29 protein-coding genes and 1 tRNA gene are annotated in these 18,584 nt (G+C 51.8%); 15 read left to right on the forward strand and 15 right to left on the reverse strand.

Features of this window, described 5'->3' with window-relative positions; genetic code table 11:
* Nucleotides 1–79 precede the first annotated feature (79 nt).
* Nucleotides 80–349 (forward strand): Rdx family protein, encoded by a 270-nt coding sequence (locus tag VGS11_07105; protein ID HEV2119853.1) that lies wholly within the window; start codon nt 80–82, stop codon nt 347–349.
* 58 nt (nt 350–407) lie between these two features.
* On the opposite strand, the gene ftsY is transcribed toward VGS11_07105, so the two are convergent.
* The 8 genes from ftsY to VGS11_07145 form a co-directional block, all read right to left on the reverse strand.
* The gene (gene ftsY, locus VGS11_07110; GenBank protein HEV2119854.1) at nt 408–1,313 is read right to left on the reverse strand and encodes a signal recognition particle-docking protein FtsY; all 906 of its coding nucleotides are present in this window, start codon (nt 1,311–1,313) and stop codon (nt 408–410) included.
* Complete coding sequence (gene pfdA, locus VGS11_07115; protein HEV2119855.1) at nt 1,306–1,776, reverse strand: prefoldin subunit alpha; 471 nt, start codon at nt 1,774–1,776, stop codon at nt 1,306–1,308. The genes ftsY and pfdA overlap by 8 nt, the downstream gene beginning before the upstream one ends.
* A 253-nt stretch (nt 1,777–2,029) precedes the next feature.
* Nucleotides 2,030–2,695, reverse strand: coding sequence for a translation initiation factor IF-6 (locus VGS11_07120; GenBank protein ID HEV2119856.1), 666 nt, complete (start codon nt 2,693–2,695; stop codon nt 2,030–2,032).
* Between the two features lie 3 nt (nt 2,696–2,698).
* The gene (locus tag VGS11_07125) at nt 2,699–3,157 is read right to left on the reverse strand and encodes a 50S ribosomal protein L31e (protein ID HEV2119857.1); all 459 of its coding nucleotides are present in this window, start codon (nt 3,155–3,157) and stop codon (nt 2,699–2,701) included.
* A gap of 5 nt (nt 3,158–3,162) precedes the next feature.
* Nucleotides 3,163–3,318, reverse strand: a complete 156-nt coding sequence (locus VGS11_07130; protein HEV2119858.1) for a 50S ribosomal protein L39e — start codon at nt 3,316–3,318, stop codon at nt 3,163–3,165.
* The gene (locus VGS11_07135; GenBank protein ID HEV2119859.1) at nt 3,319–3,663 is read right to left on the reverse strand and encodes a DNA-binding protein; all 345 of its coding nucleotides are present in this window, start codon (nt 3,661–3,663) and stop codon (nt 3,319–3,321) included.
* The gene (locus VGS11_07140; GenBank protein ID HEV2119860.1) at nt 3,663–4,115 is read right to left on the reverse strand and encodes a 30S ribosomal protein S19e; all 453 of its coding nucleotides are present in this window, start codon (nt 4,113–4,115) and stop codon (nt 3,663–3,665) included. Before VGS11_07140 ends, VGS11_07135 begins: the two co-directional genes overlap by 1 nt.
* Before the next feature lie 84 nt (nt 4,116–4,199).
* A complete protein-coding gene (locus VGS11_07145; GenBank protein HEV2119861.1) occupies nt 4,200–4,541 on the reverse strand; it encodes a ribonuclease P protein component 4 in 342 nt (113 codons plus the stop codon).
* 42 nt (nt 4,542–4,583) lie between these two features.
* Between VGS11_07145 and VGS11_07150 the strand changes: the two genes are divergently transcribed.
* The 3 genes from VGS11_07150 (at nt 4,584) to VGS11_07160 (ending at nt 6,458) form a co-directional block, all read left to right on the forward strand.
* Nucleotides 4,584–5,291 (forward strand): 16S rRNA methyltransferase, encoded by a 708-nt coding sequence (locus VGS11_07150; protein ID HEV2119862.1) that lies wholly within the window; start codon nt 4,584–4,586, stop codon nt 5,289–5,291.
* Nucleotides 5,292–5,328: 37 nt separating this feature from the next.
* Entirely contained in the window at nt 5,329–5,715 is a 387-nt protein-coding gene (locus tag VGS11_07155; protein ID HEV2119863.1) for a DNA-binding protein, read from the forward strand.
* Nucleotides 5,716–5,840: 125 nt separating this feature from the next.
* Nucleotides 5,841–6,458, forward strand: coding sequence for a hypothetical protein (locus tag VGS11_07160; GenBank protein HEV2119864.1), 618 nt, complete (start codon nt 5,841–5,843; stop codon nt 6,456–6,458).
* Here the strand turns inward: VGS11_07160 and VGS11_07165 are convergent.
* The 3 genes from VGS11_07165 to VGS11_07175 form a co-directional block, all read right to left on the reverse strand.
* The gene (locus VGS11_07165) at nt 6,455–7,489 is read right to left on the reverse strand and encodes an aminomethyltransferase family protein (GenBank protein HEV2119865.1); all 1,035 of its coding nucleotides are present in this window, start codon (nt 7,487–7,489) and stop codon (nt 6,455–6,457) included. The genes VGS11_07160 and VGS11_07165 overlap by 4 nt on opposite strands.
* 122 nt (nt 7,490–7,611) lie before the next feature.
* Nucleotides 7,612–7,884 (reverse strand): hypothetical protein, encoded by a 273-nt coding sequence (locus VGS11_07170; protein HEV2119866.1) that lies wholly within the window; start codon nt 7,882–7,884, stop codon nt 7,612–7,614.
* A gap of 375 nt (nt 7,885–8,259) precedes the next feature.
* Nucleotides 8,260–8,598 carry a hypothetical protein gene (locus VGS11_07175; protein ID HEV2119867.1) on the reverse strand — a complete coding sequence of 113 codons (339 nt, stop codon included), beginning with the start codon at nt 8,596–8,598 and terminating at the stop codon, nt 8,260–8,262.
* On the opposite strand from VGS11_07175, the gene VGS11_07180 reads away from it, so the two are divergent.
* Together VGS11_07180 and VGS11_07185 are read left to right on the forward strand one after the other, a co-directional pair.
* Nucleotides 8,597–8,914: a hypothetical protein gene (locus tag VGS11_07180; GenBank protein HEV2119868.1), complete on the forward strand. Its 318-nt coding sequence runs from the start codon at nt 8,597–8,599 to the stop codon at nt 8,912–8,914. The two genes, VGS11_07175 and VGS11_07180, sit on opposite strands and share 2 nt — an antisense overlap.
* Nucleotides 8,915–8,996: 82 nt before the next feature.
* Nucleotides 8,997–9,128, forward strand: a complete 132-nt coding sequence (locus VGS11_07185) for a hypothetical protein (protein ID HEV2119869.1) — start codon at nt 8,997–8,999, stop codon at nt 9,126–9,128.
* Nucleotides 9,129–9,179: 51 nt separating this feature from the next.
* On the opposite strand, the gene VGS11_07190 is transcribed toward VGS11_07185, so the two are convergent.
* Nucleotides 9,180–9,301 (reverse strand) — tRNA-Gly (locus tag VGS11_07190).
* A gap of 208 nt (nt 9,302–9,509) precedes the next feature.
* Here VGS11_07190 and VGS11_07195 point away from each other — a divergent pair.
* The 6 genes from VGS11_07195 (at nt 9,510) to VGS11_07220 (ending at nt 14,250) form a co-directional block, all read left to right on the forward strand.
* The gene (locus VGS11_07195; protein ID HEV2119870.1) at nt 9,510–10,361 is read left to right on the forward strand and encodes a DUF4234 domain-containing protein; all 852 of its coding nucleotides are present in this window, start codon (nt 9,510–9,512) and stop codon (nt 10,359–10,361) included.
* On the forward strand, nt 10,358–11,131 hold the full coding sequence (locus VGS11_07200; GenBank protein ID HEV2119871.1) for a hypothetical protein: 774 nt from the start codon (nt 10,358–10,360) through the stop codon (nt 11,129–11,131). The genes VGS11_07195 and VGS11_07200 overlap by 4 nt, the downstream gene beginning before the upstream one ends.
* Before the next feature lie 18 nt (nt 11,132–11,149).
* Entirely contained in the window at nt 11,150–12,742 is a 1,593-nt protein-coding gene (locus tag VGS11_07205) for a stage II sporulation protein M (protein HEV2119872.1), read from the forward strand.
* Between the two features lie 28 nt (nt 12,743–12,770).
* A complete protein-coding gene (locus tag VGS11_07210) occupies nt 12,771–13,226 on the forward strand; it encodes a ribonuclease HI family protein (GenBank protein HEV2119873.1) in 456 nt (151 codons plus the stop codon).
* Nucleotides 13,227–13,428: 202 nt separating this feature from the next.
* Complete coding sequence (locus VGS11_07215) at nt 13,429–13,668, forward strand: hypothetical protein (GenBank protein HEV2119874.1); 240 nt, start codon at nt 13,429–13,431, stop codon at nt 13,666–13,668.
* Between the two features lie 99 nt (nt 13,669–13,767).
* A complete protein-coding gene (locus VGS11_07220) occupies nt 13,768–14,250 on the forward strand; it encodes a PH domain-containing protein (GenBank protein ID HEV2119875.1) in 483 nt (160 codons plus the stop codon).
* A 31-nt stretch (nt 14,251–14,281) separates the two neighbouring features.
* Here the strand turns inward: VGS11_07220 and VGS11_07225 are convergent, their stop codons facing one another.
* The 3 genes from VGS11_07225 to VGS11_07235 all read right to left on the reverse strand — a co-directional run bounded on the left by VGS11_07225 (nt 14,282) and on the right by VGS11_07235 (nt 15,845).
* A complete protein-coding gene (locus VGS11_07225) occupies nt 14,282–14,443 on the reverse strand; it encodes a hypothetical protein (GenBank protein ID HEV2119876.1) in 162 nt (53 codons plus the stop codon).
* A gap of 102 nt (nt 14,444–14,545) precedes the next feature.
* Complete coding sequence (locus tag VGS11_07230) at nt 14,546–15,373, reverse strand: aldo/keto reductase (protein ID HEV2119877.1); 828 nt, start codon at nt 15,371–15,373, stop codon at nt 14,546–14,548.
* Between the two features lie 301 nt (nt 15,374–15,674).
* Complete coding sequence (locus tag VGS11_07235; GenBank protein HEV2119878.1) at nt 15,675–15,845, reverse strand: hypothetical protein; 171 nt, start codon at nt 15,843–15,845, stop codon at nt 15,675–15,677.
* 480 nt (nt 15,846–16,325) lie between these two features.
* On the opposite strand from VGS11_07235, the gene VGS11_07240 reads away from it, so the two are divergent.
* Genes VGS11_07240 through VGS11_07250 form a run of 3 tightly spaced genes read left to right on the forward strand, consistent with a single transcriptional unit; the run spans nt 16,326 to nt 18,554 of the window.
* The gene (locus tag VGS11_07240) at nt 16,326–16,898 is read left to right on the forward strand and encodes a hypothetical protein (protein ID HEV2119879.1); all 573 of its coding nucleotides are present in this window, start codon (nt 16,326–16,328) and stop codon (nt 16,896–16,898) included.
* A 51-nt stretch (nt 16,899–16,949) separates the two neighbouring features.
* Nucleotides 16,950–17,930, forward strand: coding sequence for a hypothetical protein (locus VGS11_07245; GenBank protein ID HEV2119880.1), 981 nt, complete (start codon nt 16,950–16,952; stop codon nt 17,928–17,930).
* Between the two features lie 21 nt (nt 17,931–17,951).
* Nucleotides 17,952–18,554, forward strand: coding sequence for a GNAT family protein (locus VGS11_07250; protein HEV2119881.1), 603 nt, complete (start codon nt 17,952–17,954; stop codon nt 18,552–18,554).
* The last annotated feature ends 30 nt before the right edge of the window (nt 18,555–18,584 follow it).

Below are 18,584 nucleotides of genomic sequence, written 5' to 3' on the forward strand. Positions count from 1 at the left end.
AGATCGAATCTTCGCGTTGATCTCATAAGTTGAAAAACGAGTTTAAATCCGGCCGTCGGGGAATCTAGCTGTGAATGGTATGGTTGATCTAGAAATAACCTATTGCCAGCCTTGTGGTCACCAGCCACGCGCTGTTGACATGGTCAATCAATTGCTTGCGACTTATGGCATGCCGCTAAATCGCAAGCTGACGATCTCGTTGAAACCAGCGGACCAGGGAGTCTTTGACGTTGTACTTGATGGCCAATTGATCTTTTCCAAGCACCAACAGGGTCGGTTTCCGACCATGGACGATCTTAAGAAACCGCTTGACCAGAAGCTCACGATTTCTCTAGAGACTCCACAATAGTTAACGGGTTGGACCCTGCTCCACGAGGGTCTTGCTGGGAACTACACTAGAATCGCATTCATCCAACCAGATTTTTTACGATAGTCTGGGGTTGGAATGGCTCTAGGTCGTCGTATCCTTGCCCTGTTCCGACCATTGTCACCGGCCGACCCATTATGTAGGACAATGATATCGCGTTACCCCCTTTGACATCAGCGTCTAGTTTCGCGAGGATTATCCCATCGACCTTGACTGCTTGCGAAAAGACCTTGCCCTGCTCCACTGCATCGTTGCCGGTAAGAGCATCAACGACTAGGATCGTCAGATCGGGTTTCGTGACTCTGACAATCTTTCTCATTTCCTCCAGCAAATTCTGGTTTGTCTGCATCCGGCCAGCGGTGTCTATCAGAACCGCGTTGATCCCGTGCGCCCGCGCATAATTGACTGCGTCAAACGCGACAGCAGCTGGATCGGCTCCATACTGGTGTTTGATCATTCTTACACCGATTCTTCTGGCGTGCTCCTGGAGCTGTTCTATTGAACCTGAGCGATAAGTATCGCTGGCGGCCAGAATGCAGGTCCTGCCTTTTTTCTGGAGAATGTGCGCCAGCTTTGCAATGCTGGTTGTTTTCCCGGTTCCGTTAATGCCCACAAATACTATTATCGCTGGCTCGCCAGCGTTCCTTTTCTTTTCAATCACCTCGAAAATATCTAGCCGTCCCGCCCTATCTAGTACCGACAACAGCACGTCACCCAGAATGGACTTCACCTTTCCTCTAGGATCCGAGAATCTGGCAAACTGGACGTGTTTCAGCTTCTCCTTTAGTTCAGTTGCTACGTAATCTGCAACAGAGACTGCAACATCACTTTCCGCAAGTGAGAGGCGGAATTCGTCTAGAACCTTGTCTAAATCCTCTCCTTGAAGTTCTGTTTTGGCTACCCGGTCGTAGAAGTTGGAAAACTGGGCTCTGAGTTTGTCAAACAATCTCTACCGGTCCACCGCCTTTCTTGCGAGCCAGATCCTCGAGGCGGGCTCGGTAGTCTTCCGTTTGGTTAATGATCTGGTTCAGCTGTTGAGTAACGTTGATCCGTGCCTTGTCCAGATCTGTAGCTCTCATGTTGAGATCCTTGATCGCGTCATCCACTGTTTTTTCCAGACAGACTCCCGCCCCAACTCCAATTATGATGTGCTCCGGGTCTTCGAGCTTTGACTTGACAAACGAGCCCGACCCTATCGGAATAAGCATCTCAACATCCCTTCCAGACTCCTTCGTACCTTCCAGAGTTTGCTTTGCAGTCTGAGTCTCAGACAGGGCGCCCGTGACAATGTCAAGTCTTGATGATAGAACTCTCGCGGACCCCTCCAGCATTCTGACCTCCACAAGTAGCTGGCGCATTTCCTCGTCCAAGTTTCGAGGGGCAGCCATCTGTTTCTTCGAGCTCGCCATCAAGCCGCCTCTGGCTCTGGCATTTCTTCAATCTGTTTGATTGTTATTTCGAACCTTCGGGCCTTATGGCGGCTTCCCATTTCAGAGTAGAGGTGCTGCAAGGCGTCCTCTTTCTTTACCGCCTTGACATCTTTGGTGAAGGGGAGCTTGTCTCCTCCCTTACGCAGTTCGCCTATTATCTTGAATCGTCTTACCTGACTCGTTGTGGTAGCCTGCCTAGAATATCCGGATTTGAGGATGGGCCTTACTTAACCTAATCCGTTTGGAAAGCGTTACTGAGGGTGATTAGCTCGGCGCCCAAAGTGTGTGATCCTACTATTGCTCCTCGGGAGTTTACTACTAATCCAGCCTTGGGATATGGGACCCCTGAGTTAACGGTCCCCTTTGACACAGGAACGCCGAGGACGCTTGAAATGGTCTTACTTTCATTGTCGCTGATCATCGGGTTCACTAGAACTCCTTTGTTTGAAGCTGTGGCAAGCGCGCCAACGTGAGGAAGCCCTCCGATTGTTGAAGGCCGGACGGGGACATCAAGTGTCTCTTCGAGTTCTGCGACCGTATTGTGTTTGAGTCGCGGGTCGATTATGGCACCGTGATCGTTGCAGAGTATAATGTTGCCCAGTGCTGTTCTTTTCTCCTTAAGGATCTCGACATGTACTCCTGTTGAGCGAAGTTGTTTTAGTTCGTCTTTCGTTGTAATGTATGGGACTAGAACAGCATTGGAGTTGCCGGTGACATAGATTCCAACGAGTCTGGACTCTGCGATTCCTACCGAGCAGGCTTCTACGCCTAATATGTCGTGGAAGCTATTGATTTTCTTGTGAGAAAGGCCCGCCGGCAAGATCGCTAGCTTGTCGTTCGCGAAAGAGAAGATTCCGACGTTCGGATCCCCGAAGATATCAGACAGAATTATGGGCACTATTCATTTTCCCTCACCTGGAAACACGATGACCTTGCCTTCTTTGTCCTTTACGACTCTTATCCTAATTTTTCGAGGAGGTTTGCTGATTCCTCTGGCCCAAAGAAGACTGTTTGTCTCTTCGCTCAGCGAGACATTATCCGTTTTCATTCTTTGCGCAGCATACTGTCTGACGTATCTTATGGCTCTAGGCGTTCGTTTTTCTCTTGGAGCTGTCCAAATACGCCTAAGATTGAGATCGTAGAATTTCTCCTCAACGATTTCTATCTCCTCCTCTTCTTCAGCAGCCTCTTCAGCGGCTGGAGCCTCTGGGGTCTCTGGCGACTTTACATCTGACTCGAGCTCCTCCGTTTCTTCCTCTGCTTTGGACCCCTCGGTTCCGGGATCGATCTTAGAAAGTTCAACATCATTAGAGGGTTCGATGTCGGCATCTTCCTCGGTCGCGACTTTTTTCGCTGTCATCTAGACTACACTTTGATCTTCGTTTCTCGCCAGTTTCGTTGCTTTGGGTTCCTCCGAACTTTACCCTCGGTTTTGGCCACGACCCATGACGGGACAGGCTGGGCCTGGTTCAGCGCGTGCGATAGGTGCTTCTTCTTCCCAGACGGTTTGTGGCGTGCCATCTATGCTCTCCTAATCTTGATCTCTTTTTTCTGCGATTGTAGTTGGACCAGAGTCTTTTTCAATTGCTCATCAGTGATTTGCGTTTGAAGACGTCCTGACTGAGCGAGTTGTATGAGCTGCATTTCCAATTCCTCGGCGAATTCTGGCTTGACCATTCGGATATTGGCAAGCCTCTGCCTTGCTTCCGGTGTGAGAATTTGGCGAATGATGGATTGTTTCTGACGCTCCACTTGTTGCTGAGCCTGCGACCGGCGTTGCTCATCGTAGGCTTGCCTCTGCATATCGGCCATTCTTCGTCGACGTAACGCTTCAAGCTCTTCGTCTGTGTAGTCTCCATTGGACATTAACTTGGGGCCTCTTGAGGCCGGGCTTTCAATTCTTTGACAACCTCAGCCGCAGTGCGGTTTAGAAGGGCTACACCTTCACGAGTCAGTTTTCGGCCTTTTTTCCCATCCACAGCAACGAGTTCGGCTTTCTGAAGTTGTTGCAAGGGTTCTCTAATGGCAGAGCCTCCCGCGGGAACGTGATGGGCTGGTCTATTTCCATGACTCGCACGTCCACCGTATTGGACTCGTAACCGCGACACTCCGACTGGTCCGCGTATGTACATCTTTCGTAGGAGTGAGGCGCATCTGAAGTACCACCAATCCGGGTTCTGTGGTGGTCTCTCTTTGTGAGCACCAGTTTTGGCGAACTCGGTCCATGGCGGGGGTGTGATGTCGCTCACGCTTTCTTTCAAATGCTTGGCTAGCCTATTGATCAGTTCCTCGGCTGGAACCTCGAAAACTGTGGGCATTTCTGGTGATTCCTAGTTGATTCTAGATTTTCGGCCGAATGGCGGGGACAGCGTAATATAAGGCTTCATTGAAAAACGCCGCGGCTATCCGAGTTTTCCGTATGGATACCTTCGAATCGCACCACAGTCGAGACATGAAATAGTGATTCTTGAATTGGCAGGACGAAGCCTTACTCGCACGTTTCTCCCGAGAACTAAAGGCTGGCCGCAGTTCTTGCACAGATAGTGCTTTCTCTCTCTTGGAATCCTAACCTTAGTCCGGGTAGAAATCTTCCGAGCGAGTCCAACGTACCTCTTCGACAACTCAACATTCCGAGGAAAGATTTCCTCGGCCTGTCGGAGGAGAATGTCTATGCGTTCACGAGCAACTGTTGCGACGACCGATCGCATCTTTCCGTAGCTTCGCCTCGTAGGCCTACTCCTCATGAGACTCATAACCTAGCCCGGTCAGTGTGTGAGTGATCAGCATTGGTCCTATCACTAGTTCTTGCGGAATCTTCGATAGAGCTCGTGCCTAATGAACTGCTCCACCACCCTGCAATATTGAAATGGGCGCACAGGAAGAGGAAGGATCCTCATACGCTCGTCCTTGACCAGACTTATCATCACTCAGCCATCCTCCGACTGGGACCCAGCGGAACTGGAAGAGGCCGTCCTGATATCCCCCATCTCTCGTTGTTTCTTGCACTTGGTTCGCCGCTCAACCAATCAGGCGGACTAAGATGTTACGTGCACACGAGAGATGACAATATCATCAAAGTCGATCCTAAGACGAGACTTCCGAGGAACACCGATCGTTTCACTTCATTGATCGAGCAACTCTACCAGGAAAAAGTTGTTCCTACAATAGGACACCCTCTCTTGTCGATCGAGCCTGGATCCATTGGGAACCTGCTTGACGATTTATCAGGAGAAGTCATTGCGCTTACAACAGAAGGCATCCCCAAACGTTTGGGTGAAGTGGCTTTGAGATTGGCAGATCTTCCCAAGCCAGTATTGTTGGTTGGAGGCTTTCCAAAAGGGCATTTCTCGAAACAGGTGCTTTCCAACGCCAAGGAAACTTATCAAATTCACAATCAAGGTCTAGAGGCATGGACAGTTGTCGCTAGGGCGATCTATGACTACGAGAAAGCAACCGCATTGCAAGGCGATTCTCCAGAAACTAGCCTTATGTAGACCAGGGCGGAACTTCTAACTTGAATGATCTAGACTGATGTCCTCAGACTTAGATCTTCAGAGACAAAAGAGAGCTCTGGAACTCCGTCGCAAAATGCTGCAGTCCCAGGCCAAACCATTTACAGCTCCACGACCAAAGCCGGCCGAATCCCCGCACGACATCGTTCGCAAGATCTTAGCAGGTCGAGGACCCGAAGTAATGGAGACTGCGCGAAGATATTATCCCGCCGAGATTGAACGATTGGAGGCAAGGATCGCCGCCCTGATCACTGAAGGGAGACTGAGGGGCCCGATATCGGCAGAGGAGCTGTATGCTTTCCTCAGACGACTCGGGTTAGTATTCAGCATGGACGTGAAGATCAGAATAAAGGAGCACGGCGAGCTCAAGAGTATCGAAGAAAAGCTTCGAAAATCATCCACCTAAGGCCCTCTCGCGACTCTTCACGGAATCTTCGTGGACAGTCCACATGGACCATAGTACTCTAGGACCAGTCAGGTGGGCACGGAAGACATTTTTTCGTTCGGCCTCCCCATAAGCACCGTTCAGCTTTGGCAGCTACTGCAGGTGCGTTCAACGTTCCTCTAAAGTGTACCCCGGAAGAGACCAAGCACTTTGTCGAGCCAGCTATGAAAGAAGCTGAAAGCTCTAACTTCACGGGGGCTTTGGAGGTCGTTAACGATGGGTTGAATGCCCATCCAGCCTCCGAAGGGCTTCTATTTCTCCGATCATATTTCTGTTACAAAATCGCAGACAGCATAAGCAGCGAGCTGAGCGCACTCCCACAACCGATCCAGCCGTTAGGCGAGGGTGTGCTGATGGTTGACGGCGCCATGACGAACCAGATGCTGGGCCGATTCCAGGAAATAGTCAAAGTTCTCGGGGACGCTGAGGAGGCGATCAACGAGATATTGCAGGTGAACCCGCGCAACAACGAGGTCACTGCGTTTAGGGCTTACATTGACAGCAAGCTGCAAAAGCTGGGGCAGGAGTCCGAGAATATGCGGATGACTTTTACAAATACTCCTAATATTGCTGGCGGTTTCTGCGTAGGATGCAGGAAGAATATTTCGTTCGACACGCAGACGGTCGTTTTTCGAAAGACCTCGTCCATGCAACTGGAAGTCTGGCATCTGCCCTGCTTCAAGAAGCAGGGTGACAAGAACTAGACTAGTTTGATTATTACCGTCGACTTTGGGCCTTTGTCTGATTCCACGACTAGCTTTGTTCCCTCCTTGGCAAAGTCTCTTTGGGCATAACCCAATCCAACGACTAGCTTTAGCCCGGGAGAGAATGCGGCGCTTGTGACATAACCCGCTTCCTTGTCACTCGCGTGAAACTTCGACTTTGGAACGGGTGCGTGATCCGAGTCCGTTTGGAATTGGACGAGATTCTTGTTGACTCGACCGATGTGAGTGGCTCGGGCAACAACTTCCTGACCAAGATAACATCCCTTGGTGAAGCTTATTGCGTCTTTGTATCCCGCTTCGAGGATTATGGTGTTCTCATCCACGTCGATCCCGTATCTCGGATGTGCTGCTTCGAGTCTGAGAATTTCCAGAGCATCTAGCCCTACGGGAGTCACTCCCTTTAGAAGGAAGCCTTGCCAGACGGCTTCCGCCTCATCGTTTGGAAGTATCACATCGTAGCCAGACTGGCCGGTTCTGTCGTGGCTGACGATCATGGTGGGTCCGAGCATCTTGTGCTGTAACGGTTTCATGTCTGCAAACGAAGTTCCGAACAACTCTCTCACGTTCTCAGCAGCTTGCTGCCCCTGCAGTGTCAAATGAACGAATTCAGAGGTGATGTCTTTGACCTGAACATCTTCCGTGATGATGAAGCGGTCGAGGATTTCTCTGACTTTAGCTCCTGGAGCATCGCCGGTGTCTACAAGAAGATCGTCCTCTCTTGCGTAGAGATAGAGGTCTGCGAGGACTCTGGCCTTTGTGTTAAGGAGCGCAGACCGGATGCCTGTCCCGCCACTCAACTTTGAGACCTCGTTGGTAAGTAGTCCGTTGAGGAAAGAGTGTCTGTCCTTCCCGGTTACTTGCAGCAGGCCAGTGTGGGAGAGGTCGATCAGACCCGCGTGGTTGCGAATGGCCCAGTATTCTTCAACCGGACTCGTGTAGGATAACGGGATCCGGCCTTCCTCAAACCTGGCACCCATCTGCTCATGGTGCAGGACCAAGGGATTAGACAAGCCATCCTAGGTGGTTCCATTCCTGGGTAATAGGATTGAGCCTTCGCGGCTCAGTGTTTAGTTTGCGTTCGAGGGGTATTGGAAAGAGTTGTTCTTGAGATTGTCTCGTGCTTGCAGTTGGTTCAGAATGGGAGTGGTCGAAGATCTGGCTTCATCCAGTGGGAGCGCGCGCTCGGGCTAACCAGAGTTTCTCGTCGCCAGTGAAGGTAGGGGAGCTGTTTGTTCAATAGGGCTGGAAACGTGGTGAGGAAATGTTCGAATTCTTGATGAGTAGGATCCGCTTGAATGGCGTGGTTCACGATACGAATCCAAAACTGTGTGAGAGTCTCATTGAATGTGTCGCCAGCTCCTTTGAGGATCGCGTATTGCTCTATCCCACTTGCGAGCAGTGGCAATGCCTCTTCAAGACTATGCCTTCTCAGTATGAGCCAAGCGAGTCTCAAGTGCCCGCGATGTCGAAAATCCTCCGACGTAAGCCTACGCTCGTGGAATGCTCTGAAGAATTCTTGATCGTTCATCTGACGGGCCCGTGACGACCGGACGAATATGTGCCTTTCTAAGGGATTATCGTTCCGTTGGGTGGGCTTTTCGCTATAAGTTCAAATTACTGTGCCAAAGGTACCGAGATAAGCGGCGTTTCGGTTGTATTGCTCGAAGTGTGGGACTCAACTGCAGGGCGATGCCGCATTCTGTTTTAAATGTGGAGCAAGCTTGAGCCAGGCGTCTACAACTAATCTAAGTCAACCTAACGTCGGTTCCGCTGGACCGGTTCAAGTGGTGGCGCCTTCCGGCGCAACTTCGCTAAAGTGCCCTAGCTGTGGAGCACCGATTGCTCCGAAGTTTGGAGAGATGATAATCACATGCGAGTACTGTGGAAGTAGTATCACGCTCGGGAATTCCGGCTGGGCAAATATCCAGAAGCAGACAATGCTTCCTCTGAAGATTCCGACCACCGATGAGATTACCGAGCGGGTCAGGTCGATGATGGATAGAGGAATGCTTAACAGGCATTTGCAGGAGAGTTCGACGCTTGAAGAAATGACTCTCTCGCTCGTGCCGTATTGGCTCGTTGCGGTCTCAGCAAGAACCTCTATCGTCGCGACGGACATGATAACTGAAAGCGCTACTGTTGCGACAACAGCGGCCTTGTTCGGAGTCTTGGCTGGGGGAATGGGTGGTGGACGAAGAGGTGGGTTCGGCGGCGCTCCATTGTTAGAGGGTGCGATGCTGGGTTCGATGATGAACCGGGGCACGGGAGGCGGAAACAAAAAGGCGATTCAGATGAACGAGAACTACAACTTTCCGATAATAGCCCTGAAGGCGCTTACGACCTATCAATCTCATGATTACGAGTTTGATCTCGAAGGTAGAACCTTGTTTGACATTTCACGGTTTCCAAAGGGGGATAAAAACGCTGAATGGTGATATCAGTGAAGACGCGACAAAATTCCAAGCGAAGACACTTGTCGATCAGCTCCAATCGCAAAAAGCGCACGCGAAGTATCATATGATTCAGCAGATATCCTCCGAAGAGGATGTGTCCGACGCCGAGCTGTTGCATGTTCCAATATGGTTTGCGAGATACGATCATAAAGGAAACAAGATCGTTCTTGTTGTCGACGGAATTCCGGAAGCATAATCAATAGTATGGGTTTGTAGCATTGTGATATGCCGTGGGCATGGTCGCGAGTGGTGCGGCCGCCGGGATTTGAATTCCCGAACCGTTGTTGAGGCGGTTTCCCGGGTCGTCAGCGTTCTGCTGTGCGTTGGTTTGGCAGGCTGATATCATAGACCAGGCTAGACCACGGCCGCACGAAAAAGAACGCGACGCTTGGGGTCATTTAAAGACTGGGAATGTGACGAGGGATGCGCGGGATGGTCGCGCTTTCGCAGCCGGCCTTCACAGCGAATTTTCTCGCGGTCTTAAATAGAGAGCTTCGGTCTCCGTTTGAATTATTTCATGAGGGGTTAGGCTTTGAGTATCGCCTTGGAAAATTTGCGACGGGATCTTCGCACCAGATTGGAGAACGATCCACAGATGTCGACAGGCTGGATCGCGTTCCCCCTCTTCCTGATAATATCGATCATAGTATTGTTCATAATCATCCTTGCTGAAATATTCGGCTACATATTCTCCCTCCCAACTGGAACCGCGTTCTCGTATGTCGATTTTCTCCGGACGATAGCGCTGACGCTATTGGTTTACTCGCTCGTTGCATTCGTGCTCAACATCGCCATCTCATACATGATCTACAAGCTCGTAAGGCGACGAAACACCCACTTCGCCCGTCAGACTCTCCTCTACGAAGACCTTGCCAGCGCAGCAGAAGAACTGGCGACGAAAAAAGGAGAGCGAACGGAGGCTTCGATTGGTCTCAACAATCTGGAGCGAATCGCGAGAGAGGCGCGAGTCTATGAAACCGAGAAAAACGCTGCTCTATGGGTAATGCTTACCCTCGCAGGCACATCTCTTCCCTTCGTCGCTCTGGCGACAACTTCAGCTAGCCCTGGCCTATTGCCACTCTTAGCCGTCTTGTACGTCTATTACTTTTTGATGAAGGACTTCTTCAGACACGAACGGAGGGAGGACCAGTTCATCCGAGAGCTGCTAGGAGTCCTCACCATCTCAGGGGTACATGTCTCTCTACCATTCAGGAATCCTCCATTGTCAGAGAGAAGCTTCGCCGTGTACATTGTCTTGAGCATCGTAACCCTTGGATTCTTCTGGGTCTACTGGGTCTACGTTCTCCTCAACGACCCTAACAACCACTTCCGACAACAAGCAATGATAGAAGACACACTGATGGCACAGATGAACGCCCTTCTAACATCAGCCTCGCCCTCCAACCCGCAACCTGCGCCACCCGCATGAGTCTACCCAGCCTTCCGACAGCTCGGCCAGACATTTCATATCTTATCGGAATAAGAGTTAGAACGGATCTCGAAATTGACCATGCCTGGATTGCCTTAGCCTTTGTCAACTACGTCATTTGGGCAACCTTTCCAATTCTATACTTCATTGTGGCAAGAGTCGCTCTTCCTTTAGTAGCATTGTTCGCTGTCGTAGTCGGCCTGATGGGCACTGCGACCTCGCTGGCAGTGGCATACCTCGCTTACTCGCTTGTCAACGTAAGAAACCAGCATTTCGCACGCGAGCAAGCGCTATTGACAGAGTCTCTCGGAGTGGTAAAGAGCAGAGTGCCTCAGGGAAACTTGAGAACATTGCTCCCACTTGATTCAGCCGAGCAGAACTTCCAGTTCCTTGTCCATGAAGAGAAGGAGAAAAGCGCCGTGCTTTTGGGATTGTTCGCACTGATCCCGTACTTCGGAATTCTCGTGCTGATCTTCATTCTTGGAATTTTCTCACGAGACCTGCAAAAACACGAGAGCAGAGAAGAGATGATCCTGGATGATCTCGACAGAGGCCTAAGAGAGTCCAATCTTACGCCGTTGATCCGTCGGAGTGGATTCGTTCCTAGGAGGTCTGTTCCGTTGCTGGTTGTTGCGAGCATCTTGACCCTGGGAGTTTTCTCCCTCATCTGGCTCTACCTCGCGATTAAGGATTTGCGCGCACATTTTGGTTATCATGCAAGACTCGAGACGAATTTGCTACCCTCTCTATCATGGGGCTCCACCAACTGAGTGGGTGGTTCGAGTAAGGTGGGTGATGCTTCTTCGTTTAGAGTCAAGAGGGTCTTCTTCGATAGGATTTTTGAGAAGTCATTCTGGACATGGAGAAAGCATCCAGCTATCATCGTTCCGACAATGCTCGGATCTGCCCTTCAGCTCATTTTGCAGTCCATTGTAGTCCTTGCGCTGATGCTTCTTCTGACGAGCTGGGCAGTAACAGGCTCGCTGTCGCGGTTTCTCGCCGAGTATGGCAACACCGGACTGTCGAGCTTGTTTGTCGACCCGGCTTTTTCGGCTAGCCTCATCTCGGTAGTTACAATGGTGGTTGTGGGACTTGTTTTTGTCGCGTTGATAGGAGGAGGCTACATCTATTCCTCCGAATATGGGATGTACCTGGAAGCCTTGAGCAAGGACAGCGTTCCCCTGAGGTCGGTTCTCGAAAACGGCTCTCGCAGATGGAAACCTATGGCTTGGACACTGCTCCTCTCCAACGTGATTACTTGGGGCCCCGCAGCAGTGGGCTATCTCGTCGTTAGCTCGTCTGCGGCCAGCGCTAACAGCTTGGAGGGGCTTTTGGCAACGTTGATAGCTTCCTTCATCTTTCTGCCCCTCTTTTTCGCATCGCTCGTACTAGCCCTGTTCACGATCTTCTCCTACCCTGCTGTGGTGGTAGATCAGCTCTCAGGGCTGAGAGCTATCCGCCAGAGCTTCCGAGTGGCGAGCCACAATCTCGGCATCACACTTACCTACTCGGTCGTCCGAATAATCTTCCAAGTCCTCCTTCTCCTGGTCGTTGCCTTCGCGAGCGTTATCGGGTTGCCTCTGACATCCCTGATCACTTTGGTCTTGAGCTTCGTCTTAACGCCGATTCTGCACATGACGAAGGCGTGGATCTACTACTATGCTACGCCTGCTGTTCCTGAGATGCCGTTTCAGGTCGCCGACCCGATCTGGCAGGATGTCTTTCATCGATTGCCGCGGGCGGCGTGGTTGAAGATCAAGATTGGGCTCTCGGAGGGGTTCAGATTCGTCACCGGGCCAAGAAACCTTCCGTTTCACCTTTTTTCCGCTCTCGCGTTCGCCCTCGGAATCTACATGGGCTATTTCGTCTCGGTTAATGGCGTAGCAGGCTATTTTCTCAGTCAGGGCTACCAGCCAGGGCATGGCAACAGCCTTCTGGCGAGGCTGCCCGTGCCGGCGCTTCCTGCGCTTGGTGTCGACATTTTCCTCAACAACTGGTTGGTCTCAATCGCTACAGGGCTCTCCGGACTGGCGTTTGGCGCTCCAAGTTTCATTACGATAATGTTCAACGGATTCATTCTAGGAGTGCTGCTTGCTCCCCAACTGTCACCAAGCATGACGATGTTCTTCGCTGCGATCCTGCCGCACGGAATTATCGAAATCCCCTCATTTGTTTTGGCAGGATCTGTGGGGTTGAGGCTGGGTTACGCGGCTTTGAAGGCGAAGTTCCAGCGCGGACCCGAGAATGACGAGTATCTCTCGAAGACTCTTAGGTTAGCCGTGTACGTCGTTGTCGGACTTGCGCCCCTGTTTCTAGTCGCAGGCTTGATAGAAGCGGACATTACGCCAAGAATCATGCAGATGTTTGGCTGGACGTTCTGATCTAGTATTCTTTGGTTGGTGCAAGAATTTGCCAGTCTTCTATGTTGATGGGCAGAGTCAGGGAAACGAGCAGAACAGCCTACCTCGAAAGGCGAGAATCGCAGTCGCCTACTCGGAGTCGGATACGATCGACCCTGGAAAGTTCAGGGTCTACTGGCAGGCTATTGGAGACAGGACTAACAACGAGGCTGAGTACTATGCCTTGCTCAAGGCCTTGGAGATGATCGAGACGAAGGCGAGCGGAAAAGTTCCCGGCAATATCAGTGAGGCGTTGATTCGTTCGGACTCCAAGCTCATCGTTAGCCAGGTTAATGGGTTGTGGAGGGTTGAGGATGAGAGGCTCATGGAGCTGAGCAGCCAGGCCAGAGATATGATTGAGAAGCTAGGCTCTATCAGACTGGAATGGGTTCCGAGAGAGGAGAACTATGCTGGTCTCTGGCTGGAAGGAAAACTGAAACCCTTGAGTGTCGAACGAGTGCAGTAGTAATTCAGTCGACGCTTAGTTTTTCCTCAACCTTTTTCGGGGATAGGCTCTCCTTCATAGGAGAAGGTTCTTCGGCCATCATAGAGAGGGGAACACCATTCTCATATCGCTGGCAGAGTTAGTCCTGACGTGAGGCGAGCGCGAACGGTCTGGCGGACTGTTTCCGGGCTCGTAGATTGACCTAGGAGAATCGTGATAGGACTTGGACAAGTTTTCCACTATCCGGAGCATTAAGCTGTCTTACAAGATTGACCAGGTCGAGAACGGTTGGACTGTAACGACTATGGACGGAACTGTCTTCGTTTTTCCTGATGCGAAGGAAATGGCGGAGTGGTTCTGCATGGTCGTCGGTGTTCCCTTCCTGTACAGGAAGGCGGAGCTGGATCCGTTGGAAGAGGAGATCCGGAAGCTTACGAAGGCGACGGCCAGCCTCCTAGCCTGACCCTTTCAAGGCTCTTGGTCTGGTACTGGAAAACAGATATTATCGATAACTGTTGATGTTTGCTGGAGGATCCTAGCCTTAGCAAACGTCCCGTCGGATATTACCCGAGTACTCGGGCCTGGTGAACAGGTCGAATTGTACATTCAGCAGAAGATCTATCATCCCAAGATCAATATTGACTCTGTGGTCTTGACTACGCAGCGGATTATTCTGCGTCACCCGCACGAGCTGGGTCTGAAGAAGGATTTTACCGATTTCAACTATACGGATGTTGCGAACGCGATTCTCGACAAGGGAATACTCCGATCGACCGTGAAGATTACGCTGCGGTTTGGTGGTGACCCGTTGAATCTCAATGATCTTCCGAATAGTGACGCGGAGAAGGCTTACGGGATTATTAGATCGAATATTTCGCGGTTCCAGACGCCTTTCTCAACAGGCTACGCGGGGATGGCTCCGGTGACGCCTGCGGCTGTGGTCCAGCAGCAGCCTCCGCAGATGCAGGGGATTGTCTGTGGTAAGTGTGGGGCGCGGAGTGCGGCTGGGCAAAAGTTTTGCGGGTCCTGCGGCAAAGCCTTCTAGACATGAACTAGCTCTGTCTGAGTCGTCCCTATTATTTTGGACGGGATTGGTCGGCTTTCTCTATCACTCGGAGTATCCTGGTGAGGAACGCCTGTTCCTCCACGTCCCCTGACAATAGTATTCTCCAGTGAACCCTCTCCTTCTCATAGCATAGTCCGCAAAGGTAGAGGTTGGAATCTTCTCTCTTAGCCACGTCCTCGAGGTCTCGTCGACACTCGGCGCACATCATACGCTAGAACTGGCTAGTTCGTGGGATAAGTAGGGTAGAGACCGGAGAAAGGAATCATCGATACTCTCAGGGCATGTTTGTCGGGTCCCATGAGTTGCGGAAATTCTCATCCAGCGAGTCGAGTATTCGCATATCCTCGGGTGGGAGGTTGTAGTCGAACACCTGGCTGTTCTCCTTGATCCTCTCTTCCCGAACCGATTTCGGTATGGTCACGAGGTTGTGTTGGAGGCCCCAGCGAATCAGCACCTGGGCAGGGGTCTTGTCGTGTTTCTTGGCTATTGCTTGGAGTTTCGGATGGTTGAGCTTCGTGCCCTGCGTCAACGGGCTGTATGCTTCCAATTGGATCTTGTTCTGTTCGCAGTAGTCTAGGAGTTGTTTCTGGTATAGGAAGGGGGTGAACTCTACCTGGTTCACCATCGGGACGACATCTGCGTCTTCCAAGAGCTCCGTTAGATGTTGGATGGTGTAGTTGCTGACGCCGATGGAGCGACATTTTCCGTCCTTCAATAGTTTGGTTAGAGCGGTCCAACTCTCATTCCTGATCTCTGGGACGGGCCAGTGTATTAGATAGAGGTCGAGATGTTTCAGTCCGAGTCTTTTCAGGCTCTGGTCGCAGGCTCGGAGTGCGCTTTCGTATCCGTGGTCGCTGTTCCAGAGTTTGGTTGTGATGAATACGTCTTCGCGTTTGATCCCGCTGTTGCGGAGTGCGGCGCCGACGTCGGATTCGTTGTTGTAGATTCGGGCGGTGTCGATGTGGCGGTATCCGATCTTCAGCGCGTATTCTACTGCTGTCTGGGTTACCTGTCCGGGTGGCGACTGGTATACTCCGAGGCCGAGGCGTGGAATCAGGACGCCGTTCTTGAGCTTGGTGAGCTGTTCGACTGCAGCCTGCATGGGCAGATGATGGACTGTTCGGGGGTTCCACTTCAACCTTCATCCTCAAGAATCGTTCGGGGAGAAGTTCCGGAGAAACCACTCTTGCGTCGCGGGATGTACTCGCTAGTACCCCCTTCTTGGTCGGAGGATTTCCTGTCTGGAACTGATATTGGGCGAGTTAGGCAGGTCAGGGCGTAGTCTGGGCTTGAATGATTATTGAGTTTGCTTGCTCTATCGCGCGGTTCACGAACGATTTTCAGGCGAGATCAGGGGATGCTTTATATCGGTGATCAGGGCTGATAATGGGCTTGTTTGGGGCTTAGGCTTTGCCGCGGATCCATCTTGTCGTGGCTGTGGGCGCGGATGGGCTCCTTCCGCTGCAGACTTCTTTGTGGATTTTCTCGTAGAAGAAGCGGTCGAATGTTTCCCCGCATTTTTCGCAGGTCACTTTTCGAGACTGGTGGGTGGACTTGAAAGGGGACTTCTTCATGGGAGCGTTGCCCATTAGCGATCAGGTAACTAGTGGTTGATGTCTCCTCTAAAATCTTCTTCTGGGTGATCACTGGCTTGGGGTAGATGGGGCGTTTGTGGAGACGTGGGCGTGCGACTCGAGCAGTGCCTAGGAGCCCCCCCGAAAATCAGGATTGTCATATCAGAAAACCGGATTCAAAAAGTGTTCCAGAGATCGATCTCGGAGTCTGGTAAGGAAAACGGGGTCTGAAAAAAGGGTTCAAAAAAGTATTGGCTCTGGAAGGCGGTTTTGTTAGCTGATTTCTGACCTGTGATTTCCGGGTCGAGGGGATCATGGTTTATCGTGCTCGGTTTGGCCCTGCTGTCAGGCAGGCTCGGGACTGGGGGCGTTTTTTAGGATCCGGTCAGCCCGAGAAGAACGATCCTCGAATGGATCCTAACGGTCAAAGCTAACAAGTGTAGATATTTCAGAGACGTGTTGAGCGAGGAGAGGAGAGCTTTGAGTTCTGTTCCTCAAGTCCGGATCAGGGCGCGGCTCGCCAAGCCTCCGGACTATGTCCTGGTAAAATTTCCGCGCTACGAGCGAGATTTCTTTCATGGCTATGCCAATTTCATCCTCGGACTGATCCTCTCCCAGGAGATCAGGAAAATGCTGAGCATTCTGGTTTCCTCCGAGGGGATTCGCTCAGATCGATCCATTGATCTACGCGTGATGATCTTTCCAGCCAAACAATTGAGACGGCAGCCCTCCAGAATTCTCTATGGCAGCTACAGTCATTCTCTCGCACAGATCAGCCTCTACCCGCTGAGGATCAGCAAGGATCGGATTCGGCGGGAGGGAACAGCACTTTTCTCAGCCTCTCTTTACGATCTCTCGATCTCGCAGAGGAAACTTATCGGCGAGGTTGCCACGGCAGCCGTTTCCACGCTCATCCACGAGGTCTTGCATGTGAAGTTCCAGCAGAGAAGCCTTGCCCGGTATGTCGAGGAGGGAATGGTTCAGAGATTGGAGAAGACATACATGAGGCAGTGGGCGGACAAGCTTGACGGGGTCCTAAGGTCGCGATTCTAGGCGAACATAGATCATGGTCTCGGTGTGACGGAGGACTAAGAGTCGGGAGTTGTGAACACGCCTCAAGCAGTTACTGAGAAAGAGGCACGACATTATCTCGCACTTTCCCGCGAACTACGCTGGACGTTCCCTTCATCTCAAGGCACTCCAATCATCAGAGGACACGCCACGAACCAGCAGGCTGAGAAAGCTGTCCATGATCGAGAATCCTACGCAAACGCAGCGCGTGTCTTACTGGAGAATGGAGACGAGGAGGGCGCGGTCGAGATCGCGGCGAATGCCTGGCGACTCTGGGTCCTGGCCCAAGATGACCAGGGCGGACACGCATTTCTCGGTTCGGTCTTAGATAAGGGAGAGAAGAAGCCGTCACGGGCCAGATCGCTGGCATTGTATGGCGACGCGCTAATGGCGTTCAGGCAGGGGAAGATTGAGGAATCACGACAGAGAAGCCAGGCTGCGCTAGACGCAGCACTAGTAGTAAATGATCATGAAGCGCTGACGCTTGCGTATCTCGGGCTCAGCCGTGTAGCGTTTGAGGACGGCGACTATGTCAAGTCATGCGAACTTGCCGTCAAAGCTCGAGAGTTCGCGCGGAACTTAGATCCGGCGATGGGACAGGCGCCGTTGTTCCTTCATGCCTCGGCGACCCGGCTCACCCGTGATTACGATCGGGCGGCCGCTTTGTTTGAGGAAAGCCTCAAGCTGAATCGGAAGATCGGAGATCCCGGAATGGTGGTAGCTGAGCTGCAAAACCTGGGTTTTGTCGAGATCCACCGAGGCAATGTGGACAAGGCAGAACGCAACTTCACTGAATCCGAGCGATTAGGATCCGGAAAAGATCCATACAGTGCAGCGATGACGAAAGTCAGTCAGGCTGCTATCGCATTCCTACGGGGAAAAAGGGACGAGTCCCGCGCTCTCTTGGAGCGTGCTCAGTCCATGTTCAAAGAGGCTAAGATTGATCCGGGTCCTGACGACCTGTTCGAGATCGACTGGCTTCGCGACCAGTTGAAGAAAAATACCAGAGGTTAGCGGCAAACCTGTGGATTTTTCTTGAGTGAAAAGACTCTAGGCCCCTGCACCCTCGAGGGCAGATTCGTAAGGCTGGAACCTCTTCGAGCGAGTCATGCCGCGGCGCTGTGGGAAGTTGCTAGGGTGATGGACTGGGGTTGGATGTTGAGCCGACTGTTGTCTAGAGAAGATGTGGATCGACGGATCGCAGATGGGGTAAGGGCGGAGGAGGGAAGTGAAGCGTACGCGTTCGCCGTCTTTCGAAGGCGAGACAACTTGGTGATCGGAAGCACATCCTATTTTGGAGTCGCTCCAAAGCGCAAGATTGCTGAGATCGGCTACACCTGGTACCTGCCTGAGGTTTGGGGCACAGTGGTAAACCCGGAATGCAAGCTCCTTCTGTTGAGGCATGCTTTCGAGGACTGGGACGCGATCCGTGTGCAGCTCGGGACTGATTCAAACAATGTCCACTCACAACGAGCTATCTTGAAACTTGGAGCGAAGTTTGAGGGAAGGCTGAGGAATCACGGCTTTAGACATGACGGGTCAATCCGCGATACAATGCTCTACTCGATAATATCCAGTGAATGGCCCGCGGTCAAGAAGGGACTCGAAGCGAGAATAGAGAATTTCTCTAGAACCTAGCGCCGAAGGTCTGATTTGTAAGGGGTCGCC

Source organism: Candidatus Bathyarchaeia archaeon (assembly GCA_035935655.1).
In the GTDB taxonomy this organism is placed as follows: domain Archaea; phylum Thermoproteota; class Bathyarchaeia; order 40CM-2-53-6; family 40CM-2-53-6; genus 40CM-2-53-6.

What these genes read in the sequence shown, in the direction of transcription:
- VGS11_07105 (HEV2119853.1), top strand. Translation starts at nt 80, where the DNA reads ATGGTTGATCTAGAAATAACCTATTGCCAGCCTTGTGGTCACCAGCCA.
- pfdA (HEV2119855.1), bottom strand. Translation starts at nt 1,776, where the DNA reads ATGGCGAGCTCGAAGAAACAGATGGCTGCCCCTCGAAACTTGGACGAG.
- VGS11_07125 (HEV2119857.1), bottom strand. Translation starts at nt 3,157, where the DNA reads ATGACAGCGAAAAAAGTCGCGACCGAGGAAGATGCCGACATCGAACCC.
- VGS11_07130 (HEV2119858.1), bottom strand. Translation starts at nt 3,318, where the DNA reads ATGGCACGCCACAAACCGTCTGGGAAGAAGAAGCACCTATCGCACGCG.
- VGS11_07135 (HEV2119859.1), bottom strand. Translation starts at nt 3,663, where the DNA reads ATGTCCAATGGAGACTACACAGACGAAGAGCTTGAAGCGTTACGTCGA.
- VGS11_07140 (HEV2119860.1), bottom strand. Translation starts at nt 4,115, where the DNA reads ATGCCCACAGTTTTCGAGGTTCCAGCCGAGGAACTGATCAATAGGCTA.
- VGS11_07145 (HEV2119861.1), bottom strand. Translation starts at nt 4,541, where the DNA reads ATGAGGAGTAGGCCTACGAGGCGAAGCTACGGAAAGATGCGATCGGTC.
- VGS11_07155 (HEV2119863.1), top strand. Translation starts at nt 5,329, where the DNA reads ATGTCCTCAGACTTAGATCTTCAGAGACAAAAGAGAGCTCTGGAACTC.
- VGS11_07180 (HEV2119868.1), top strand. Translation starts at nt 8,597, where the DNA reads ATGATAACTGAAAGCGCTACTGTTGCGACAACAGCGGCCTTGTTCGGA.
- VGS11_07175 (HEV2119867.1), bottom strand. Translation starts at nt 8,598, where the DNA reads ATGTCCGTCGCGACGATAGAGGTTCTTGCTGAGACCGCAACGAGCCAA.
- VGS11_07185 (HEV2119869.1), top strand. Translation starts at nt 8,997, where the DNA reads ATGATTCAGCAGATATCCTCCGAAGAGGATGTGTCCGACGCCGAGCTG.
- VGS11_07200 (HEV2119871.1), top strand. Translation starts at nt 10,358, where the DNA reads ATGAGTCTACCCAGCCTTCCGACAGCTCGGCCAGACATTTCATATCTT.
- VGS11_07230 (HEV2119877.1), bottom strand. Translation starts at nt 15,373, where the DNA reads ATGCAGGCTGCAGTCGAACAGCTCACCAAGCTCAAGAACGGCGTCCTG.
- VGS11_07235 (HEV2119878.1), bottom strand. Translation starts at nt 15,845, where the DNA reads ATGAAGAAGTCCCCTTTCAAGTCCACCCACCAGTCTCGAAAAGTGACC.